We start from the raw sequence: 19,544 nt of genomic DNA on the forward strand, positions 1-19,544 counted from the left end.
AGGGTATCATCACCGGCTAAGGCGGCTGTGAGAGGTATAACCCAAACGCCAGGCTGGGCTTTCGGCTTTGGGCTTTGGGCCTTAAGCTATCGGTTATGGTTGTGACGCGTATCGCCCCCAGCCCTACCGGCGACCCCCATGTGGGGACGGCGTACCAGGCCCTGTTCAACTACGTTTTCGCCAAACAGCACGGCGGCAAGTTCATTGTTCGCATCGAGGATACCGACCGTACCCGCTACAACCCCACCTCCGAGCGGCGCATTCTGGAGATGCTGGACTGGCTGGGGCTTTCCCCCGACGAGTCGCCCATCAAAGGTGGCCCCAACGGCCCCTATGTGCAGTCGCAGCGCCTGCACATCTACCGGCAGCACGTGCAGATGCTGCTGGAAAAAGGAGCTGCTTACCGCGCTTTTGACACCCCGGAAGAGCTGGCTGCTGCCCGCGAGGCCGCGCAAAGAGCCGGCCACAAAGAGCAGGGCTATAACCGGCGCTACCGCGACTACCCGGTCGAGGAGGCCGAGCGCCGGGCCGCAGCGGGGGAGCCCCATGTGGTGCGGCTCAAGGTGCCCCTCGAGGGTAAGACCATCGTCCACGACTTACTGCGTGGTCCTATCGAGTTCGACAATGCCGCCCTGGACGACAAGGTAATCCTGAAGGCCGATGGCTACCCTACCTACCACCTGGCGGCCATGGTAGACGACCACCTGATGGGCGTGACCCACGTGATCCGGGCCGAGGAGTGGATTACCAGCACCCCCTTTCACATCCTGATTTTGCGGGCTTTTGGCTGGGAGGAGCCGGTCTGGTGTCATACCCCCCTGTTGCGCAACCCCGATAAGTCCAAGCTTTCCAAGCGCAAGATGGACACCAGCGTGGACAGCTACCGGGCCCAGGGCTATTTACCCGAGGCCTTGCTCAACTACCTGGGCACCATGGCCTGGAGCATGCCCGACGGGCGGGAAATTTTCAGCCTGCAAGACATGATCGAGCACTTTAGCCTCGAGCGCATCAGCCTGGGCGGGCCGGTCTTCGACCTAAACAAGCTCAAATGGATGAACGGCAAGTACATCCGCGAAGTCCTGACCCTGGACGACCTGGCCGAGCGGGTTAAGCCCTTCCTCGAGCGGGCCGGGCTTGCTTACCCCTCCGAAACTTACCTCAAGCAGGTGCTCGAGGCCATGCGGGCCCGCTTCGAGACCCTGCAGGAGTTCGTGGATAAGTCCCTCTACTTTTTCAGCGAGGCCTACCCCATGCAGGAGAAAGCCCTGGCCAAGCTGCGTGAGGGAGCGGCTTTTCTACCCGAGCTACACGAGCAACTATCCAGGCTTCCGGATATGCTGCAAGACAGCACCGAGCCCCTGCTCAAGTCCTTTGCCGAGGCCAAGGGCGTCAAGGCCGCCGCGGTGATGCAGCCGCTGCGGGCGGCCCTTACGGGCAGCCTCGAGACCCCCGGTATGTTCGATATCCTGACCCTGCTGGGTAAGGAGCGGGTGCTGAAAAGGCTCGAGCGGGCCATTGAGCTGGTCAAAGACTAGAGGGGCCGGCTCCTATCAGCCGATCCGACGCTGTAGACCGGCGCTCTGTACGATGTTGGTGGCAATTTCCTCTATGGAGGCGCTGGTGGTGTCGAAGTACGGAACGCCCAGCCGCTTGAACAGCTGCTCGGCCCGGCGCACCTCGTACTCGCACTGCTCGAGCGAGGCGTACCGGCTGTTGGGCCTGCGCTGAGTACGTATCTGATGCAGCCGGCCTGGGGCAATGGTCAGGCCAAACACCTTATCCTTGTAGGCCCTGACCGGCTCGGGCAGCGTGTCGCGCTCGAAGTCGTCCTCGGCCAGGGGGTAGTTGGAGGCCCGCAGACCATACTGCAGGCCCAAAAACAAGCAGGTGGGGGTTTTGCCTGCGCGACTGACGCCAATCAGGATTACGTCGGCCATCTGATAGTGGCGGTCGCCAATCCCGTCGTCGGTGGCCAGTACGAAATCGACCGCATCGATGCGGGTGAAATAACCGTTATCGTTCACGCTGTGCAGCCGGCCGACCCGGCCTGTGGGGGGCTGGCCGAGTTCGCGCTCGAGCTCTCCTAGGTAGGTACTAAAAAGGTCGAAATGCAGGGCGGGCGCGGCTTTGAGTTGGTCGTACAGTGCCCGATTGGCCAGGGTGGAGAACACGATGGGTCGCACCCGCTCGCGCTGGTAAAGCGAGTTAATCTCGTATACAAGGTCGTAGACCTCTTCCTCGGTATCCGTGAAGGGCCGGGTTACATAACGGAACGAAACCGACTCAAACTGAGCCAGCAAACTCCTGGCCACCGACTCCGCTGTCAGGCCCGTATGATCTGAGACGATAAAAACGGTACGTTCCATAAGTGGGCTTCCAAGAGAACCCAAATAACAGTGTAGTTTATGTGTGTAGCACTCTTTACACAGAACGGCGGGCTATACATACACCAAAACCGGCGGCTCCAATTCGCCTAACACACAAACTACCATCAATCTCAACGAGGTGTGTTATGGCATATATCCGCTGGTTTGAGACACTGAGCATGAAAGACCTCGAGATCGTGGGAGGCAAAAACGCCTCCATTGGCGAGATGATGGCCAATCTTTCCCAGGCTGGGGTGCGGGTGCCGGGGGGGTTTGCCACTACCGCGGAGGCCTTTCGCGAGTTTTTGCGTCACAATCGGCTAGAAGAACGTATTTATAAGGCGCTGCAAAACCTCGATACCGACAACGTGGACGAGCTGGCCCGGGTGGGGGCCGAGATTCGCAGCTGGGTAGAAAATGCCGAGCTACCCAAGGCCCTGGAAGTAGCCATCGTAGATGCCTATATTCGCCTCGAGTCCGCCTCCCAGGGCGGGCTTTCAGTTGCGGTGCGCTCCTCAGCCACTGCCGAAGACCTACCCGAGGCCAGCTTTGCCGGGCAGCAAGAGACTTTTTTGAATGTGCAGGGAGTGGAGAGCGTACTGCAGCACATCAAGAAGGTCTTTGCCTCCTTGTACAACGACCGAGCCATTGCCTACCGTGTGCACCACGGGTTCGCCCACGAGGAGGTGGCCCTCTCGGCGGGCGTGCAGCGCATGGTGCGCAGCGACCTGGGGGCTTCGGGAGTGGCCTTTACCCTGGATACTGAGTCGGGGTTCCGGGACGTGATTTTCGTGACCTCGAGCTACGGTTTAGGGGAGCTGATCGTGCAGGGAGCGGTTAACCCCGATGAGTTTTATGTGTATAAGAAAGGCCTGGCCGAGGGCCGTAACACCATCCTGCAGCGTACCCTGGGAACCAAGCTACAAAAGATGGTGTACGCGGTGGAGGGCCGTGGGGTAGAAACTGTCCCGACGTCGGAACTCGAGCGCCGCAGCTTCTCTCTTTCCGATGCAGAACTGCTGGAGCTGGCTCGACAGACCCTCTTGATTGAGCAGCACTATGGCCGGCCCATGGACATCGAGTGGGCCAAGGACGGGCTGGATGGACAGATCTATATCCTGCAGGCCCGCCCTGAGACCGTGCAGAGCCGTTCGGGACGGGTGCTGGAACGCTTCGAGATGCTGGAGCGTGCGCCGGTGCTGGTAACGGGCCGGGCAGTGGGGCAGCGCATCGGGGTGGGCCCGGTGCGGGTTATTAGCCACCCCCGCGAGATGAACCGCGTGCAACCCGGCGACGTGCTGGTGGCCGATATGACTGACCCCGACTGGGAGCCGGTTATGAAAAAAGCTGCGGCCATCGTGACCAACCGGGGTGGACGCACCTGCCACGCAGCCATCGTAGCGCGGGAACTGAACATCCCGGCGGTGGTGGGGACTGGTAATGCCACCCAGGTACTGCGCGATGGGGATATGGTCACGGTTTCCTGCGCCGAGGGCGATACCGGTCGGGTGTATGCCGGTACGCCGCGCTTCGAGGTGAAGCGGATTGAGCTGGACAACATGCCGCCCATCCCCACCAAGATCATGATGAACGTGGCCTCGCCCGAGCGGGCCTTCAGCTTTGCCAGCTTGCCCAACGCCGGGGTGGGGCTGGCGCGGCTCGAGTTCATCATCAACAACACCATCGGCATCCATCCCAAAGCGCTTTTGCAATTCGATCAGCAGCCTGAAGAACTCAAAGCCGAAATCACCCGGCGCACTGCGGGCTACCAAAGCCCGGTGGACTTCTACCGCGAAAAGCTGGCCGAGGGCATCAGCATGATTGCAGCGGCTTTTGCGCCCAATCCGGTCATCGTGCGGATGTCGGACTTCAAATCGAACGAGTATGCCCATCTGCTGGGGGGCAGCCGCTACGAGCCCAAGGAAGAAAACCCCATGATTGGCTTCCGGGGGGCCGCGCGCTACCGCAGCCCGGAGTTTGCCGAGGCCTTTGCGCTGGAGTGCCAGGCTATCCGGGAGGTGCGCGAAGAGAAAGGCCTCACCAACGTCTGGGTGATGATACCTTTCGTGCGTACGGTGGGGGAGGCCAGGGCGGTAATCGAAATCTTGAAGACCCACGGCCTCGAGCGCGGTCGGGACGGGCTCAAGCTGATCATGATGTGCGAGGTGCCTTCCAACGCGATTCTGGCCGAGCAGTTCTTAGAGTTGTTCGACGGCTTTTCGATTGGCTCCAACGACCTGACCCAGCTCACCCTCGCGCTGGATCGCGACTCGGGGCTGGTGGCCGATCTGTTCAGCGAACAGGACGAGGCGGTGAAGTTCCTGCTCGAGCGGGCCATCGGCTCTGCCCGGCGCATGGGCAAATATATCGGCATCTGCGGCCAGGGTCCCTCCGACCACCCCGAGTTTGCCTTGTGGCTCGTGCAGCAGGGTATCGAGAGCATCTCGCTCAATCCCGACAGTGTGCTGGAAACCTGGCTGTATCTAGCCGAACAGCAAAATATACTGACCAGGGCAGAATAATATCGCTCTGCACGTGGTGTGGAGTAATACGCATTTCGGCAGTATCGTTCACTTCGGCGAGCCTAAACGATACTACCGAAATGCTTTTCTACTCCCTTCGGTCGGCTTGAATCCTTCACCTCTGACTGCGGCGGGCGGCGAAGGATTCAAGCGGAAACGGTATAATATACCCAGCACAGTAAAAACTGCTGTACTGGGCGTTCGCGACCCCCTCTTTTTTGCTGCCAGCCCTGGTGGCAAAAATAGAGTTCAACAAAGCTTGTTGACTTTTGAGGAAGACCTAAAAGGTAGTGGAGACCATACTGCTTACTCCGGTTTGGCCTCGCGGCTCATCAGGCGGATGAGCTCCTGCATGGGATCGGCCCCCTGGTAGATGACCCGGTACACAGCTTCGGTAATCGGGAGATCGGCCCCGGTGGCCCGATCCCAGGCGTGCAGGGCTTTGACCGTGTAGATGCCTTCCACCACGGTTTTCTGGGCCTCGAGCTGGGCCAGGGTCAGGCCCTTGACGATCTGCTCCCCTGCGGTGCGGTTGCGCGAATAAGGGCTGCTGGCGGTGGCAATCAGATCACCCAGCCCCGAGAGGCCCATGAAGGTGGTTTCCTGGGCACCCTGGGCCACACCAAATCTGGTAATTTCGCGCAGACCCCTGGTAATCAGGGCAGCTTTGGCGTTGTCGCCGAGCCTGAGGCCGTCCACCATACCCGCAGCCAGGGCAATTACATTCTTGAGTGCGCCGCCCAGCTCCACCCCCACCCGGTCGGTTGAGGTGTAGACCCGGAAGCTCTTACCCGAAAAGACCCGCTGTACCTGCTGGGCCAGTGCCGGGTCTTGAGCCGCCACTACCGCCGCAGCAGGTAAAAACCGGGCAATCTCCTCGGCCAGATTGGGGCCCGACAATACGGCCACCTGCGAAACCCCGGTCACCGCCTCGATGACCTGGCTCATGCGCAGTAGGTGTTGGTCGGTAAACTGCAACCCCTTAGTGACCGAAACATAGGCGCTGGCCCTGGGCAATTGTGCTAGGGTTTCCCGCAGGGCCTTGGATGGGACGGCCACAACTGCGAACTGGGCTTTATGCAGGGCTTCTTCGGGGTCGGCTGTTGGGTAAAGCGATTCGGGGAACGCTACGCCGGGTAGGTACTCCCGGTTTTGCCGCTCGAGCTGCATGGCCAGGGCGTGCTCGGCCCGACGGGCCCAAAGATAAACCGGAACCCCTTTAGACGAGGCCAGCAAAGCCAGGGCGGTGCCCCAAGATCCTGCGCCCAGCACGGCTATAGGACTTTTCCCCTCACGGGTGCTGTGGCTTTGGGTACGTGACACACCAGACGACATGGACATAACGCTTTGCTCGAGGTCAAGTTTGCGTTGGACAGATTGCTCTTAGGTCAGAGAAAAGCGGTGGCTGAATGCCCCATGCTATCGTTCTATGGGCGCATTAGAAACAGTATCGAGAAAGCCTCGTACCAGGCACCTACCAGCAGGAAGAAAGCCCCAAGGTAAATGGTGAGGCCCAGGGCCCGCAATCCAGCCCGATAGCCTTCGCCCCGCAGGGTTTTGAGCATCAGCACCAGCCCGCCAAAAGTGACCAGGATATAAGCCTGTAGCTCCACCACAATGGTGGGCAGGTGCAGTAGGTAGTTGGCTGCGGGCAGGGCCACCGGGCTCAGGGCAAAGCCCAGCACAAAGTAGCGCAGCGCGTTGAACAGCAGGGCCGGAATACCCAGCAATAAGCCCGGTACAGCTGTGGTTAGCAGCAGACCGTTGGTGAAATTCCAGTAAAAGATCACGGTGGCAAGGCCCAGGACACCCCCTGCCAGGGCGCTGCCCAGACCGATTTGCTCGAGCGCCCCGCCCACCAGCTCCTGCATCAGCCGCACCATCTGGGGGTTGGTATAGGCCACCAGCCCGCCCAGGGCAAACAAACCATACAGGCCGATGTTGGTACCCAGGTACAACCCCCGGTACTGGCGCACCAGGGCCCAGCCTTCGGCCCACCAGCGGGCCAGGGCGCTGTTGCTGCGCAGGGCTACCAGCCAACCCAGGGAGAGGGCTGCAAACAGCACCCAGGCCACGGGGCTTTTGAGCCAAGCTGGTAACAACCCGCCCTCGGGAGTAAACCCTATCCGGGTTACCGCCCCATCCCGGATGGTGACCCGCACCTCGCCGCCGCGCCCAGCTACAGTAGCAGGAAATTTAACGATGGTGCCGTTGGGGATGGACTCTTCTAAGGGCTCATTTAAGTTAACCAAAAGCTCGCGGGGTGGAGGAGGGAAGGCCAGGCTCTGCTCGAGCAGCCGGATGGCCTCCTCGGTGGGCTTGCCCAGGGCTTGCGAGGGATCTGTCTGGTATTTGCCGGCCTGCCAGTCCTGTACGGCCTGACGGGCCAGCTCCAGGTTGGACTGAGCCAGAGCCAGCCCCAGCAACAGCCCGGTTGCCAGCAGCCACCTTCCAATTTGGGGCGGTGCGAGAAAAGCAACACGTCGCAACATATGCTTTAGCCTACCAAGTCTGCCTAGACTTCTTGTAAGGGCTCGCCCCGCTGGCACAAGGGGCAGGTTTCCGGGGCATAGGTAGGAAAGTCGAGCTGCACCAGCGAGCGGTAGGGCACGCTGAACTCGGCCCGGCCTGCACTGCGATCAACGATGGCTCCAACGGCCACGCAGCGAGCCCCCCTGGCCTCGGCAGCCCGGATGGCCTGCTGCACCGAGCCCCCGGTGGTAACCACGTCCTCTACAGCGAGAAAGCGCTCGCCAGGATGAATGGTGAGCCCTTCGCGCACCCGCATACTCCCCTGGCCGTCCTTCTCGGCAAAGAGGGCCCGTACACCCAGGGCCTTGGCAGTTACAAAGGACAGTATGACACCTCCCATGGCCGGGCCAATTACAAAGTCGAGCTCGAGCGTCTCGAAGAGTTCGCCTAGGGCCTGTCCCACGGCCTCGGCGTACAGGGGGTGTTGGAGCAAAGTGGTGGACTGCAGAAACTTGGGAGAGTGCCGTCCAGATCGTAATAAAAAATGACCCTCCAGCAGGGCTCCGGTTTCTTTGTAAAGATTAAGTACGTCCATCACTCCATGCTACTAGAACCGGCTTACACTAGAACAGCATGAGCCAGCGTATTCCCAGAGCCAATCTATACCTGCCGGGTGAAAATGCCCCGCAAGAAAGCCGTCGTCTGACCGAACTACCCCTGCTGATTTTGGTGGGCCTGACTGGTGTGGGCAAAACCAGTCTGCTCGAGCGCCTGGGTTATCCCACCCTGCCCGATCGACGGGAGCTGGTAGACCGCTACGTGTTTCCCCTGTACGGCTACTCCGGCCAGACGCTCGACCGCAGCGAACGTTTTGCCCTTACCCGACGCTTTCGCCAGGAGCATCCCGGCGGGGTAGCGGAGATTTTGCTTAGCGCTCGCGCTGTGCCTACCTGGCCCCTGCTGTTTGACGGCTTGCGTGGTGAGGAGGAGGTGCGATTTGCCCTGGCACACCTGCCTCAAAGCCGCTTTATTGTACTGGAGGCCCGCGATCTGACCCGGCTCTCACGCCTGTTGACACGGGGAGATGCCTTCGACCGGGTGCGGGTCGAACAGAGCGACCTGACTACCCTGCGCGAGCTGGCCCAGGGGGTACTGGGTGAAGAGGAGCTTGAGGAAGCCCTGGGCTGGAACGTTCCCATACCCGAGCTGATTGCCAAGCTCAAGATTGTGGCCGAGGAGCGCAAGAACTACAACCCCGATGCAGCCCGTGAGGCGCTTCAGGACTCGCCGCGGGCCTTGTTTCTGGATACCGAAGCCCTGAGCCTGGACGAAGAGGCGGCGGCCATCCGGGCCTTTGTGGAGCGGAGCCATGCCTAGTCTAAAGCGAATCACCCCACGTCCTTTCCGCCTGCCCCTGCGGGGTGCTTTGCGCTGGGGTAAGGCTTCGGAGCTGGCCGCACTGGAGCATGTTCTGCTCGAGGTTGAGCTTTCTGATGGTTCCATTGGCCGTGCGGAGATTCCGCCGCGCCCTACCATTTACGGCGAAACCCTGGGTACAGTGCTGGCGGCGCTGGAATATCTATCGCCACAGCTTCTGGGCCTCGAGGTCGAGGACACCACGGCCATCCAAAGGGTTCTCAACAGCTTTCCCAACAACCTCACCACCAAGGCGGGCCTGGACATTGCGCTGTGGGAGGCCTGGGCCCATAGCGAAGGGCAGACCCTCTGGCAGGTGTTTGAGCCCCATCAACCTAAGGTGCAGGTCAGCTACATTCTGGGCATTGCCGACGAGACCGAGATGCTGGCCGACGCCGCAGCGGCCTATGAGGCCGGGGTGCGGGTGCTCAAAGTCAAGGTAGGCCGCGACCTGCAAGGCGACTTATTTCGGATAGCAGCCCTCAAGGAGCGCTTCCCCGATATGGCCCTGTACGCCGATGCCAACGAGACACTTTCCCCAGAGGAGGCCCCGGCCTACTTGCAAAAGTGGGCTGGGGCTGGGCTTCTATACGTAGAAGAACCCCTGCCAATAGCCGAGATATTGGCCCGCAAGCGCCTGCGACAGGCCGCCATTCTGCCCCTTATCGCTGACGACTCGGCCTTTACGTTGCGCGACCTGTGGCGTGAGATTCAGCTCGAGACCTACGACATCCTGAACCTCAAACCCGCCCGCACTGGCTATACCCAGACCCTAGAGATGCTGGCCCTGAACCGCGCCGAGGGCAAAAAGGCCATGGTAGGCTCACAGGCTCTCTCCAGCTTTGGAGCCTACCAGACCGCTCTGATGGCTTTCCAGGAAGGGGTCAGCGAGCCGTGTGAGCTGGCCTTTCACCTCAAGGCCGAGGGCGGCTTTTGTACCTTTCCCCCTCTAAAGGAGGGTTGGTTATACTGGGAAGACCTTGCCCAGTGTCGCTTCGACCCCCAGGCCTTCGAGCGTTATGCCCTGAACACGTGATGGCGATGACACCTATTTTGCTGCCCGAACGAATCGTCCAGGTGCTACGGGTTATCTGCCCCATCCTGAACGATGCTCAAGTGGAATGGGCGACGAGCGGCAGCCTGGCCCTGGCCCTGCATGGGTTGCCGGTGGTGCCCAAGGATGTAGTCCTTAAAACCGACCGGGTGGGGGTCGAACAGACAGCCCGACTGCTAGTCGAGTACCTCAGCCATCCGCCGGGTCTGCACCTGGGGGTGCGTTTGATACGCGCGTACATGGCTCAGCTCAAGATTCAAGGCCTCGAGGTCGAGGTCATGGGAAACCTGGAATTCCAGAGCCCAGATGGTCGCTGGAACCCCGCACCAGACTTCCGGCACAGGCGCACTGTAATCGACTACCTGGGCCTCAGCATCCCGGTGGTTTCGCTGGAGTTTTTGTTTGCGCTGTACACCCAGCTCCAGCGCCCAGGCCGGGCAGCCCTGATCAAAGCCCGTTTAGAAGCCCTGGGTGGTGGGTTGGGTTAGTAAAGCTCGAGCGCGTAGGTCACAACGGCACTGGTCTGCTGGAAACCCAGTCGCTTATAAAGAGCCTGAGCGGCTTTTTCGTGGTCATGGGCGCGCACCTGTAGGGTCTCGATCTGCGGATTGGCAAAGGCCCATTCGGCAGCAGCCCCCAACAGCGCTCGCCCCAGGCCCTTGCCCCGGGCTTGCGGCACCACCCCGATGTAAGCGATCTCGGCCTGGGTATCGTCGAGTTCGAGCTCGGCCAGACCCACAGGCTCCCCGGTGGTATCGGCGTAGGCCATAAAAAGCTCGACTTCGGAGCCGATAAAGTGCTGGCGCAGCTCTTCGTCGGTCCAGTGTAGCCGAAGGCTCCAGCCATCCTCGACGCGGCTGTACAGATCGCGGTACACCTTGGGGTCGCAGGGCTCGGCCCGCTCAATCTTGTAGCCGACAGGAACGGGATAAGCCAGATCGGTGCGGCCAATGGCGTAGAAATAAGTGGTGTGCTCAGCAGAAAAGCCCATCTGCTCTAGCAGGGCTCGAGCCTGATGGTTGCTAGCCTCGGGGAAGGCATAAAGGGTGGGATATCCTTCCTGGCGGGCTTTTCTGATCAGGTGCTCCAAAAGCGCTTTACCGTTGCCCCCGCGGATGATGGGGCCCTCGAGGGCTGCCCCGTCCCAGAAGGGAACCAAAGCGCCATATCCCTGTACCCGGCCAGCCTCGAGCCAGACCCAGGCTTTTTCGTCCTCGCCGGCCAGCACCTCCCACCACAGCCCTTCGGGGGTACGTGCCTCAGGGGCCAGCGAACGGCGCTCGGGTGTTTCATCCATCCAGCAGAGCAGCTCGGCGAGCTGCGAAAGGTGGGCTTGTGCGACGGGTCGGTTCATAGAACCTTCCTTAAATATCTCCGGGCTCCTACCCATATACCATGCAAGCGGTGCTGCGGAAACCCCGTTTAGATATGGCTGTATTGTACAACGTCGGCCTCTGCTAGAATCTTACGAAACACAATGCGTAGCTATACGATTTTTGTCATCAATCCAGCAGCAGGGCGGGGGCGGGTGGGCCAGATGCTGGGCCTGCTCGAGGCCGCTATCCGGCGTGCCCAGTCTTCAGATACCGAGATGGTGGTGACCCAGGCCCCGGGGCACGCGATCCAGATTGCCCGGAACGCTCCAGCCGGCAGTCGGGTGGTTGCGGTGGGGGGCGATGGGACGGTACACGAGGTGGTGCGCGGAATCGCCGGTTCAGATAAGGCTATTGGAGTGGTGCCCATCGGCAGCGGTAACGACTTTGCCCGCATGGTGGGACTGCACAAGCTACCCCTTGAGGCTGCTTTGCATACAGCCTTGCGGGGCCCCATCCGCCATGTAGACCTGGGCCTGGTTAATAACCAGCCATATGGAACCAGCCTGGGTATCGGTTTCGATGCAGCAGTGGCTCGGAAGGCTCTCACTGCTCCTACTTTTTTGCGGGGAATGCCGCGTTACTTATACTCCATTTTTGCTGTACTGAAGGGGCTCGATCTGCCTAACCTCGAGCTTATCCAGAACAACCAAATCCTCTACCAGGGCCCTAGCCTGCTGGTAGCCCTGATGAATGGCCCGTGCTATGGTGGGGGTATTCCCATTGTGCCCGATGCACGGCCTACCGATGGCCTTATTTCCGTAGCGGTGGCCGGGGCCTTTAGCCGCCTGGGGGTGGTGGGGATTCTACCCCGGTTGATTGTGGGTAAGCACGTACACCACCCCCGTCTGCACTTCTTTCACGGAACCGAGTTTATCGTCCGCTTCGACCGTCCGGTTCCGGCCCACACCGATGGGGAACTGCTTGAGCCCAGCCACGAGTATCGGGTACAGGTCATCCCTGATGGGCTACGGGTGATTACCCAGAGGGCGTAACCCGGGCGCACAGATTATCGCGAGAGCTGGTGACCAATAACCATGCACATCACCCTGTACCTTGTACATTAGAATTGTGGCTGCTTGGAGCCCCCGCAGAAAGGATTGGCATTGGTGAACGAGGTTAGTTGGAAGCTATTTGCACCGCTCTCGATTGAAGGGGCCACCCTCCTGATTGAGCACCAGGATATGCCTTCTGGTATGGCTATACGCCTGGGAGGGGCTGGGGGTGTGGTACTCAAACCCCAAGAAGCGCAAGAGTTGCTGCTCAACCTGCTTACCGGCGAATCTTGGGTGAGCAGCCGTTTGGTTTGGGCAGCACCACGGCTACACATTGGGCAAAAAGGCTACAACTTAAACGAGCGGGCCAAGCTGGCCCTGATCGAGGCCTTGCAGTCGTTGCTGGTCGAATCCCAGGGTGTGGCTGTCAACCCCATGCCTAAGGAATCCTGGCAGCGTTCACTGCTCGAGATTACCCAGCACCGCTTCGCCAGCGTAGAGGAAGCACTACCCAAGCTAGGGGAGATGCTAATTTCTCTAGGATTCAAGGGCCTCTGCCTGTGGCTGCGTGAAGGCAGTGCGCGCAGCCTGAAACCGGCTGGGCAATATCCCGAAGCGGCTCCACTCGAGGAACTCCAGCCCGAACGCCACCCGGTCTATTTTCAGGTACTTGAGCGCAACCTGCTGATTGCCGCCGACGACACCCGCCAGGATGCCCGCATGAATGAGTTGCGCGACATCCTGATCGGACGTGGTCTGGGGGCGGTTTTGCAGGCGGTCTTGCATGGGGAAGGGGGATTGCGGGGTGTGGTATGGATTGAAAGCCTGCAGCCCCGTAAGTGGAGCAATGCCGACGAGACCCTGGCCCTGGCCGTGGCCCAGGTGATTGATCGTATCCTGCGCCCGCTCAAAGACGAGATTAAAATCCAGACCTCCGAGCGCAAGTCACTGGCGGTTAAGCGCAGCGAATTTGAGCTCAATTTGGCCCAGGCGCTCTCGATGGCCCAGCGGTATGAGCGTTCGCTGGCTTTAATGCGCATTCAGATTGATGGGATGAACAAGGCCCAGACCGAACGGGCTGCCCGGGAGATTGCCTACACCCTGCGCCAGAGCGACTCGCTGGCTTACCTGGGTGAACAGGGCTTCGCCCTGCTGCTATCCGAGGTGCGCTGGACAGCTGGGGCCAGCCGGGTGGCGCACCGCCTGCTGGGCCGTCTACGGGCTGCTCTGTCGGGTTTAAAGGTGGGCATTGGGATTGCTATGTACCCGCAAGACGCCACTACCGTAGACGGACTCTGGGGCCAGGCCGAACAAGCCTGCCAGATGGCTCTCGAGGCGGGTGGGGGTATCCGGTTGCTGACCCCCGGTGCAACCGAACTGCAGGAAGCTATCTCGCAAGATGGCCTAACCCTGCATTTCCAGCCAGTATTCAACCTAAGCGACCTCGAGCTAGTAGCCGTGGAGGCCCTGGCCCGCTGGCCCAGGCCCAAAGGGCTGCATCAAGCCGGGGAGTTCCTGCCCCTGGCCGAGCAGGTGGGCCTGATGAGCGTTCAGGATCGCTGGACCCTGGAAAAAGTGCTCGAGCAGGCCGCCCTCTGGAGGCCTTCTGGGGTTAACGCCCGCTTCAGTATTAACGTCTCTACCGAAACCCTTATCGATCCAAACTTTCCCAGTGTGCTGCAAGAGATGCTCTCGGCTAAGCGTCTTCCGGCCGATACCCTCATCGTAGAACTGCGTGAAGAGGCTATCCTGAGCGACCTCGAGACCACCAGCCGCAGCCTCGAGATCCTCAAGCACCTGGGCGTTCTGGTTGCTCTCGATAATTTTGGTTCCAATCCCCTTCCCCTCACCCAGCTCAAACGGCTACCCATCGACTGGATAAAACTTAATCCCGTCCTTTCGGTCTCAGAAAACGCCATGCTGGCGAAGGCAGCCATCGATATGGTGCATGCTGTGGGCGCCAAGGCTGTGGCCAAAGGTTTGGAGGAACAGTCTCAGCTTACCCGCATGAAAGAGCTGGGCGCCGATCACGGTCAGGGCCATATCCTGGGCTGGCCGGTTCCTGCCGAGGACCTGGGGGCCTTGCTGGTCTGGGGCATCGGCTCGTAAAGCTCTGCTACCATAAGTTCATGACCGAAGGCGCGGTGCTGCTGCTGCGGCTGTTGTTGTGGCTTCTTCCTGGCCTGCTGGCCTTTCTCTCGGTGCGCAGCTTGCTGACCGGGCGTATCCGCGTGGGCCTGGGCTTGCTGGTGGGTGCCGTGTTGGCGGTGTTCCTGATCAAACCCATCCCGGTGAGTCTGGCTTTTTTGCTTATCGGCGGACTGGCGGCCCTGGGGGGCGGGCGCAACCCCCGCTATGCCCGCGAACTGCGCGAGCGTCTGGAGGAGTGGCGAAAATAAAAAAGCACGGAGTGGATAAACTCCGTGCTTTTTGTATGGCGGGCGCGGCAGGATTCGAACCCACGACCTACTGATCCGTAGTCAGTCGCTCTATCCAACTGAGCTACGCGCCCTTGCCGCATTGGTGTGTACCACCAAATGCGTCCTGTAGGTTAACACAGGCGCTGCAAGCTGTCAACACGAACGAGGTTGCACGCCTGGGGGAAGTGTGCCCTGGCTCCTAAAAGCATCGGGTACACTTATCTAGGAGCCTCGAGGCTCCCTTGGTATGGGTAAGCGCGTACTGGCAGCCATGAGCGGGGGGGTGGACTCCTCGGTGAGTGCGGCTTTGCTTAAGGAGCAGGGCTACGAGGTCATCGGGGCCATGATGCGCTTCTGGCCCGATAACAAAAAAGACGACTGCTTCGAGACCTGCTGCTCGCCCGACGCGGCCTACGAGGCCCGGCGGGTGGCTGATATCCTCGGTATTCCCTTTTACCTGCTCGACTACCGCGAGGAGTTTCAGGAAAAAATTATCGATCCCTTTATCGCGGGCTACCGGGCTGGCGAGACCCCCAACCCCTGCGTCAACTGCAACACCCGCGTCAAGTTCGACTCGCTTTTGAAGAAAGCCCGGATGCTGGGCTGCGACTACGTGGCGACCGGGCACTACGTCATCAACCGCGACGGGGGTCTGTACCGGGGCGACCCCAAGAAAGACCAGACCTACTTTTTGTGGGGCACGCCCAAGGAGGCCATTCCCCATATGCTCTTCCCGGTGGGGCACCTGGAAAAGCCCCAGGTGCGGGCCCTGGCCGAGCAGTTTGGTCTGCCTACGGCCAAAAAGCCCGAGAGCCAGAACATCTGCTTTGTGCAGGGCGACCTGAAGGATTTTCTGGCCCAGCACCTCTCGGCCCGTCCGGGGCCGCTGATTGATCTCGAGACCGGCCAGCAGATTGGCGAACACAGCGGGGCGCAGTTCTACACGGTGGGCCAGAAAAAAGGCCTGGGTCTGTGGAAGAGCCACCTCGAGCGCTACGTGGTGCAGGTTAACACCACCACCAACGAGGTGATTGTGGGGCCCAAGGAAGCCTGTATGTGGGGGGGCCTCGAGGCCCGCGAGGTCAACCTGCTGATCGAACCAGAGAACCTACCCGAGCGCCTCGAGGTGCAGGTGCGCTACCGCACTAAGCCGGTGCCGGCCCAGGTGGAGGCCATGGGCGCAGGGCGGCTGGTCATCCGGCTGGAAGAGCCCCAGTTTGCCGTGACCTCAGGCCAGTCGGCGGTGCTGTACCAAGGTGAACGGCTTTTGGGCGGGGGCTTTATCGCCAGGCCGCTGTACAACGCCCTCGGGTTAGGGCGGTCTTTGATACCTGCCTAGCAGAGCACTTCCCGATCCATTTGCTTTTTCCCAAACCCTCCGGGTAGCCTCGAGCAGGAGCTACCCATGTTGTTACTTTTCCTGACCTTTTTTGGAAGCCTGGCCCTGCTGTTGGTTTCGGCGCGCTTGTTTACCGGAGCCGCCGAGCGCATAGGGCTGGCCCTGGGGCTGTCTAGCTTCATGGTGGGCGTGATTATCGTGGGGGTGGGCACCTCGCTGCCTGAACTCATCACCGGGCTTTTTTCGGTGAGCCAGGGGGTTTCCCAGATTGTCAGCGGCAACGTACTGGGGGCCAACGTCTCCAACCTGCTCCTGATTCTGGGGGTCAGCACGGTTTTCTCGGTGCTGCGTCCGGTCTATCTGGGTGAGGCCTATATCGCCATTGACCTGCACTTTCTGGTGGGCTCGGCGTTTGTGCTGGGGGTGGTGATGTTCGATGGGGTGGTGGGCCGGGTGGAAGGGCTGTGTTTGCTGGCGGTGTATGGGGTATATGTGGCCTACTTACTCAAAGAGGGCAGCAGCGGCCAGAAGGGCGAAACCCGCACTTCCATCGCCCCGCGCGACCTTCTTTTGGTGGCCCTTAGCGCGGTGGGCATCTACTTTGGCGCCGAATGGACTGTGAACAGCCTCCAGGGGCTTGCCATGGGCCTGGGCGTACCCACCGCTATCGTGGCGGTCACCATTCTGGCCCTGGGTACCACCCTGCCCGAGCTGGTGGTGAGTATCGGTGCAGCCCGGCAGGGCAAGGCCTCGCTGGCGGTGGGCAACATCCTGGGTTCCTGCATTTTCAACGCGCTGGTGGTGGTGGGGGCTGGTGCGGTTTATGGCACCGTCAAAGTGACACCCGAGCTGACCGGCTTTGCCCTGCCCTTTGCGGTGGGAGCTTCGCTGTTGTTCTACCTGCTGGTGCAGGATCGGCGCATCTCGAGCTGGGAGGGGATGCTGTTCTTGGTGATGTATGGGTTGTTTGTGCTGAAGGTTAGCGGCCTGGCTTGAGGCATAGCAGCTTTTGAAGGAAGATGGAAATGCAATAAAACGCGCGCCTCACGGTAGTGAGGCGCAGCGTGAGCGTGGGAGGTTTAGCGCGTACGGCCCGACAGCAAGTCCTCGGCGGCTTTCTGGGCCTTGTCCAATGCAGCTTTGGGGGTGGCCTGGCCCAGCACAGCCTCTTTGATGGCCTGCCCCAGGATATCGAAGCGGATCTGCTCCCAGTCGGAAAGGGCCGGCTCAAACTTGGCGTAGCGGGCCTGGGTGATGGCCACACCAAAGGCGGGGTTCTGCTTGATGTAGCGGGTTACCACGGGGTCGGCGCCCGAGCCCAGGTTGACGGGCACGTAGTTGGTGGCGACCCCGAAAACCGCCTGCACCCTGGGCGAGATCACAAACTTCAGGAAGTCGGCGGCGACCTTTTTCTCTTTTTCGTCAGCCCGTTTGAAAACCACCAGGTTGGTGCCCTGCACCAGTCCGAAACCAGGCTGCTTGTCGGTGCGGCCCGGCAGGGTGGCCACACCCAGGTCGAACTTGGCGGCCTGGAGATAAAAGCTGTAACCCGCCGAGGTATCGGTGGAGAAGGCGAAGGGGCCCACGCCAAAGTTGGCGTTGATGAAGCCGCTGGTAATGGGCCGGGCCCAGCCGTCTTTGACGCCCTGCACCAGGAGCTCGAGCGTCTCGACGGCCTTGGGCGAGTTGAGCACCAGCTTCCCGTTTTGCAGGTAGCTCCCGCCCAGGGTGAAGAACCAGTACGAGAAGGTCGAGGTGTCGGGCTGGAAGAAATAGACCGGGGCTTTTTCTCCCTGGGAAATTTGCTTGGCGGTGGATATAAACCCTTCGATGGTAGTGGGCACCTTGGCGTTGTACTTCTTGAGCAGGTCGCGGTTGAAATACAGGATCTGGATGCTTTTGTTGAAGGGAACTCCGTAAGCTTGCTTGTTGAAGGTTACCGCATTCACAAAAAGGGGGTTGACCCCTTTCAGGTCCACACCCAGCGCCGACATGGGTGTAAGGGCGTCGGACTCGAGGTACAGCGCCATGTTGTTCTCGAAGGCCTGGGCCATCACTGGCACCTTGCCGCTGGCGAAAGCGGCCTTAATCTTGGTGGAAAGATCGCGGTAATTGCCCTGCGCAATGGGGCGCACGCACACCTGGCCGTTCTGGGTGCGGTTGAACTCCACCACCAGGTTCTCCAGGGCGGTCTTGGGAGCGCCACCGGTAAAGCCGTGCCACAGCTCGGCCACCACGCTGGCCTTCTCACACTGGCTCTTGATGATGTCCTCGGGCCGCTGCTGCGCTAGAGACAGGCTCAGGAAAGCGAAAAAAGCGATGGTTAGATATCTCATCTCACGTCTCCTTTTCGTTTGTTTATACCCACAACAACGTCAGCTAAGGGTCAGGTCGTCTACTACATTACCCTATGGTGGGCCTACTTGATCCCGCTGCGGGCCACCCCCTGGATAAACTGCCGCTGTGCCAGAAAATACCCCAGCACAATGGGCAAAATAGCCAGCGTTGAGGCGGCCATCAGGGCCCCGTAGTCGCTGCCGGCCTCCCCGATGAAAACCTGCAGGCCCCGCTGAATGGTGTACATCTCGGGCCGGTCGGTCACAATCAAGGGCCACAGCAGGGCATTGTAGGCTCCCAGAAAAGTAAAGATGCCATAGGTGACCAGCCCCGGTATCGAAAGCGGCAGGGCAATGCGCACGAGCTGCGTCCAGTAGCTGGCCCCGTCAATCCGGGCCGCATCGAACAGATCCCTGGGCAGCGAGAGGTAAAACTGCCGCAGCAGGAAAATTCCGAATACCGAGGCCAGCCAGGGCACCACTAGGGCGTAGTAGGTGTTGATCCACTCGAGCCTCGAGAGCAGGATGTAGTTGGGGATGAGCAGTACCTCGCCGGGAATCATCAGAGTTGCCAGGATCATGAGCCAGACCAGATTCTTACCGGGGAACTCGATGCGGGCCAGGGCGAAAGCGGCCATGGCGGCCAGCAGCAGCCCCACCAGCACCTGGGTTCCTGCGGTTATAAAGCTGTTGAAGAAGTACTGCCCGAAAGGAGCGGCCAGCCAGGCCTCGCGGTAGTTGTGGAACACATAGCCCAGTGCGCCGGGGGCCAGATTGACCCATTCCAGCCGCCAGTCGTCGCCGCTCGAGCGCACCGCATCGGGGGGTAGCTCGGGCCGGTAGCTCGAGTAGCTTTTGGAAAGCAGCACCACCGCCGGGAGCAGCCGGAAAGACTCACCCGAGGCGTTGGTGAAAGTGATCTCCCAGTGATCCCCCTGGTAGCGGGTGCGAATCTGGGTGCCCTCGGCCCGGGGGTCGCTGAAAGCGCCCACAGCCGTGGGAATAAAGACCTGGGGCTCGGGCCCCATCCGGTCGGTGTAGATGCGCAAGGTGACGCTTCGGCCGTCCTGGTAGCCGCCCCAGAGGGGGGTTCCACCTGCGGCACCGAGCTGGGCTGCAACCCTCCAGTTGGCGGGCTTGAGCCGCTCGGGAACCCAGATGGGCTGGGCCTGCTGGGCCTCCTGGGGGCTTTTCAGGCTGGTAGCCAGCATCCAGTAAAAAGGGAAAGCCATTGCAATGGCCCCTAGGCTC

At 60.7% G+C, this 19,544-nt stretch carries 17 protein-coding genes and 1 tRNA gene; 10 read left to right on the forward strand and 8 right to left on the reverse strand.

Annotated features, from left to right (window positions below; translation table 11 throughout):
* Window positions 1–95: 95 nt before the first annotated feature.
* Complete coding sequence (gltX, locus tag Q0X18_RS01720) at window positions 96–1,535, forward strand: glutamate--tRNA ligase (RefSeq protein ID WP_297557718.1); 1,440 nt, start codon at window positions 96–98, stop codon at window positions 1,533–1,535.
* A gap of 15 nt (window positions 1,536–1,550) precedes the next feature.
* Here gltX and Q0X18_RS01725 read toward each other — a convergent pair whose 3' ends face one another.
* On the reverse strand, window positions 1,551–2,366 hold the full coding sequence (locus tag Q0X18_RS01725; RefSeq protein ID WP_297557721.1) for a pyruvate, water dikinase regulatory protein: 816 nt from the start codon (window positions 2,364–2,366) through the stop codon (window positions 1,551–1,553).
* Between the two features lie 146 nt (window positions 2,367–2,512).
* Between Q0X18_RS01725 and ppsA the strand changes: the two genes are divergently transcribed.
* The gene (ppsA, locus tag Q0X18_RS01730; RefSeq protein ID WP_297557723.1) at window positions 2,513–4,888 is read left to right on the forward strand and encodes a phosphoenolpyruvate synthase; all 2,376 of its coding nucleotides are present in this window, start codon (window positions 2,513–2,515) and stop codon (window positions 4,886–4,888) included.
* Window positions 4,889–5,194: 306 nt separating this feature from the next.
* Here ppsA and Q0X18_RS01735 read toward each other — a convergent pair whose 3' ends face one another.
* From Q0X18_RS01735 to pyrE, 3 genes are all read right to left on the reverse strand, one after another.
* Entirely contained in the window at window positions 5,195–6,223 is a 1,029-nt protein-coding gene (locus Q0X18_RS01735; protein WP_297557725.1) for an NAD(P)H-dependent glycerol-3-phosphate dehydrogenase, read from the reverse strand.
* Window positions 6,224–6,315: 92 nt separating this feature from the next.
* On the reverse strand, window positions 6,316–7,380 hold the full coding sequence (locus Q0X18_RS01740) for a stage II sporulation protein M (protein WP_297557728.1): 1,065 nt from the start codon (window positions 7,378–7,380) through the stop codon (window positions 6,316–6,318).
* Between the two features lie 23 nt (window positions 7,381–7,403).
* Window positions 7,404–7,955 carry an orotate phosphoribosyltransferase gene (gene pyrE, locus Q0X18_RS01745; protein WP_297557730.1) on the reverse strand — a complete coding sequence of 184 codons (552 nt, stop codon included), beginning with the start codon at window positions 7,953–7,955 and terminating at the stop codon, window positions 7,404–7,406.
* Between the two features lie 38 nt (window positions 7,956–7,993).
* On the opposite strand from pyrE, the gene Q0X18_RS01750 reads away from it, so the two are divergent.
* Genes Q0X18_RS01750 through Q0X18_RS01760 form a run of 3 tightly spaced genes read left to right on the forward strand, consistent with a single transcriptional unit; the run spans window position 7,994 to window position 10,318 of the window.
* A complete protein-coding gene (locus Q0X18_RS01750; protein ID WP_297557733.1) occupies window positions 7,994–8,737 on the forward strand; it encodes a hypothetical protein in 744 nt (247 codons plus the stop codon).
* Window positions 8,730–9,812 carry an enolase C-terminal domain-like protein gene (locus Q0X18_RS01755; protein WP_297557735.1) on the forward strand — a complete coding sequence of 361 codons (1,083 nt, stop codon included), beginning with the start codon at window positions 8,730–8,732 and terminating at the stop codon, window positions 9,810–9,812. The genes Q0X18_RS01750 and Q0X18_RS01755 overlap by 8 nt, the downstream gene beginning before the upstream one ends.
* A gap of 5 nt (window positions 9,813–9,817) precedes the next feature.
* Window positions 9,818–10,318 (forward strand): nucleotidyltransferase domain-containing protein, encoded by a 501-nt coding sequence (locus tag Q0X18_RS01760; RefSeq protein ID WP_297557738.1) that lies wholly within the window; start codon window positions 9,818–9,820, stop codon window positions 10,316–10,318.
* Here the strand turns inward: Q0X18_RS01760 and Q0X18_RS01765 are convergent.
* Window positions 10,315–11,184 (reverse strand): GNAT family N-acetyltransferase, encoded by an 870-nt coding sequence (locus tag Q0X18_RS01765; protein WP_297557740.1) that lies wholly within the window; start codon window positions 11,182–11,184, stop codon window positions 10,315–10,317. The genes Q0X18_RS01760 and Q0X18_RS01765 overlap by 4 nt on opposite strands.
* Before the next feature lie 123 nt (window positions 11,185–11,307).
* Between Q0X18_RS01765 and Q0X18_RS01770 the strand changes: the two genes are divergently transcribed.
* From Q0X18_RS01770 to Q0X18_RS01780, 3 genes are all read left to right on the forward strand, one after another.
* Window positions 11,308–12,198, forward strand: a complete 891-nt coding sequence (locus Q0X18_RS01770; RefSeq protein ID WP_297557742.1) for a diacylglycerol kinase family protein — start codon at window positions 11,308–11,310, stop codon at window positions 12,196–12,198.
* 114 nt (window positions 12,199–12,312) lie between these two features.
* Window positions 12,313–14,307: a GGDEF domain-containing phosphodiesterase gene (locus Q0X18_RS01775; protein WP_297557744.1), complete on the forward strand. Its 1,995-nt coding sequence runs from the start codon at window positions 12,313–12,315 to the stop codon at window positions 14,305–14,307.
* 20 nt (window positions 14,308–14,327) lie between these two features.
* A complete protein-coding gene (locus Q0X18_RS01780; protein WP_297557747.1) occupies window positions 14,328–14,597 on the forward strand; it encodes a hypothetical protein in 270 nt (89 codons plus the stop codon).
* A gap of 36 nt (window positions 14,598–14,633) precedes the next feature.
* Here Q0X18_RS01780 and Q0X18_RS01785 read toward each other — a convergent pair.
* Window positions 14,634–14,710 (reverse strand) — tRNA-Arg (locus Q0X18_RS01785).
* Between the two features lie 155 nt (window positions 14,711–14,865).
* On the opposite strand from Q0X18_RS01785, the gene mnmA reads away from it, so the two are divergent.
* Window positions 14,866–15,957 (forward strand): tRNA 2-thiouridine(34) synthase MnmA, encoded by a 1,092-nt coding sequence (mnmA, locus tag Q0X18_RS01790; RefSeq protein ID WP_297557750.1) that lies wholly within the window; start codon window positions 14,866–14,868, stop codon window positions 15,955–15,957.
* A gap of 66 nt (window positions 15,958–16,023) precedes the next feature.
* On the forward strand, window positions 16,024–16,953 hold the full coding sequence (locus tag Q0X18_RS01795) for a sodium:calcium antiporter (protein WP_297557752.1): 930 nt from the start codon (window positions 16,024–16,026) through the stop codon (window positions 16,951–16,953).
* 83 nt (window positions 16,954–17,036) lie between these two features.
* Here Q0X18_RS01795 and Q0X18_RS01800 read toward each other — a convergent pair whose 3' ends face one another.
* Together Q0X18_RS01800 and Q0X18_RS01805 are read right to left on the reverse strand one after the other, a co-directional pair.
* Window positions 17,037–18,293, reverse strand: coding sequence for an ABC transporter substrate-binding protein (locus Q0X18_RS01800; RefSeq protein ID WP_297557754.1), 1,257 nt, complete (start codon window positions 18,291–18,293; stop codon window positions 17,037–17,039).
* Between the two features lie 83 nt (window positions 18,294–18,376).
* On the reverse strand, window positions 18,377–19,525 hold the full coding sequence (locus Q0X18_RS01805; protein ID WP_297562911.1) for a carbohydrate ABC transporter permease: 1,149 nt from the start codon (window positions 19,523–19,525) through the stop codon (window positions 18,377–18,379).
* Between the last annotated feature and the right edge of the window lie 19 nt (window positions 19,526–19,544).

Source organism: Meiothermus sp. (assembly GCF_026004075.1).
GTDB lineage: Bacteria > Deinococcota > Deinococci > Deinococcales > Thermaceae > Meiothermus.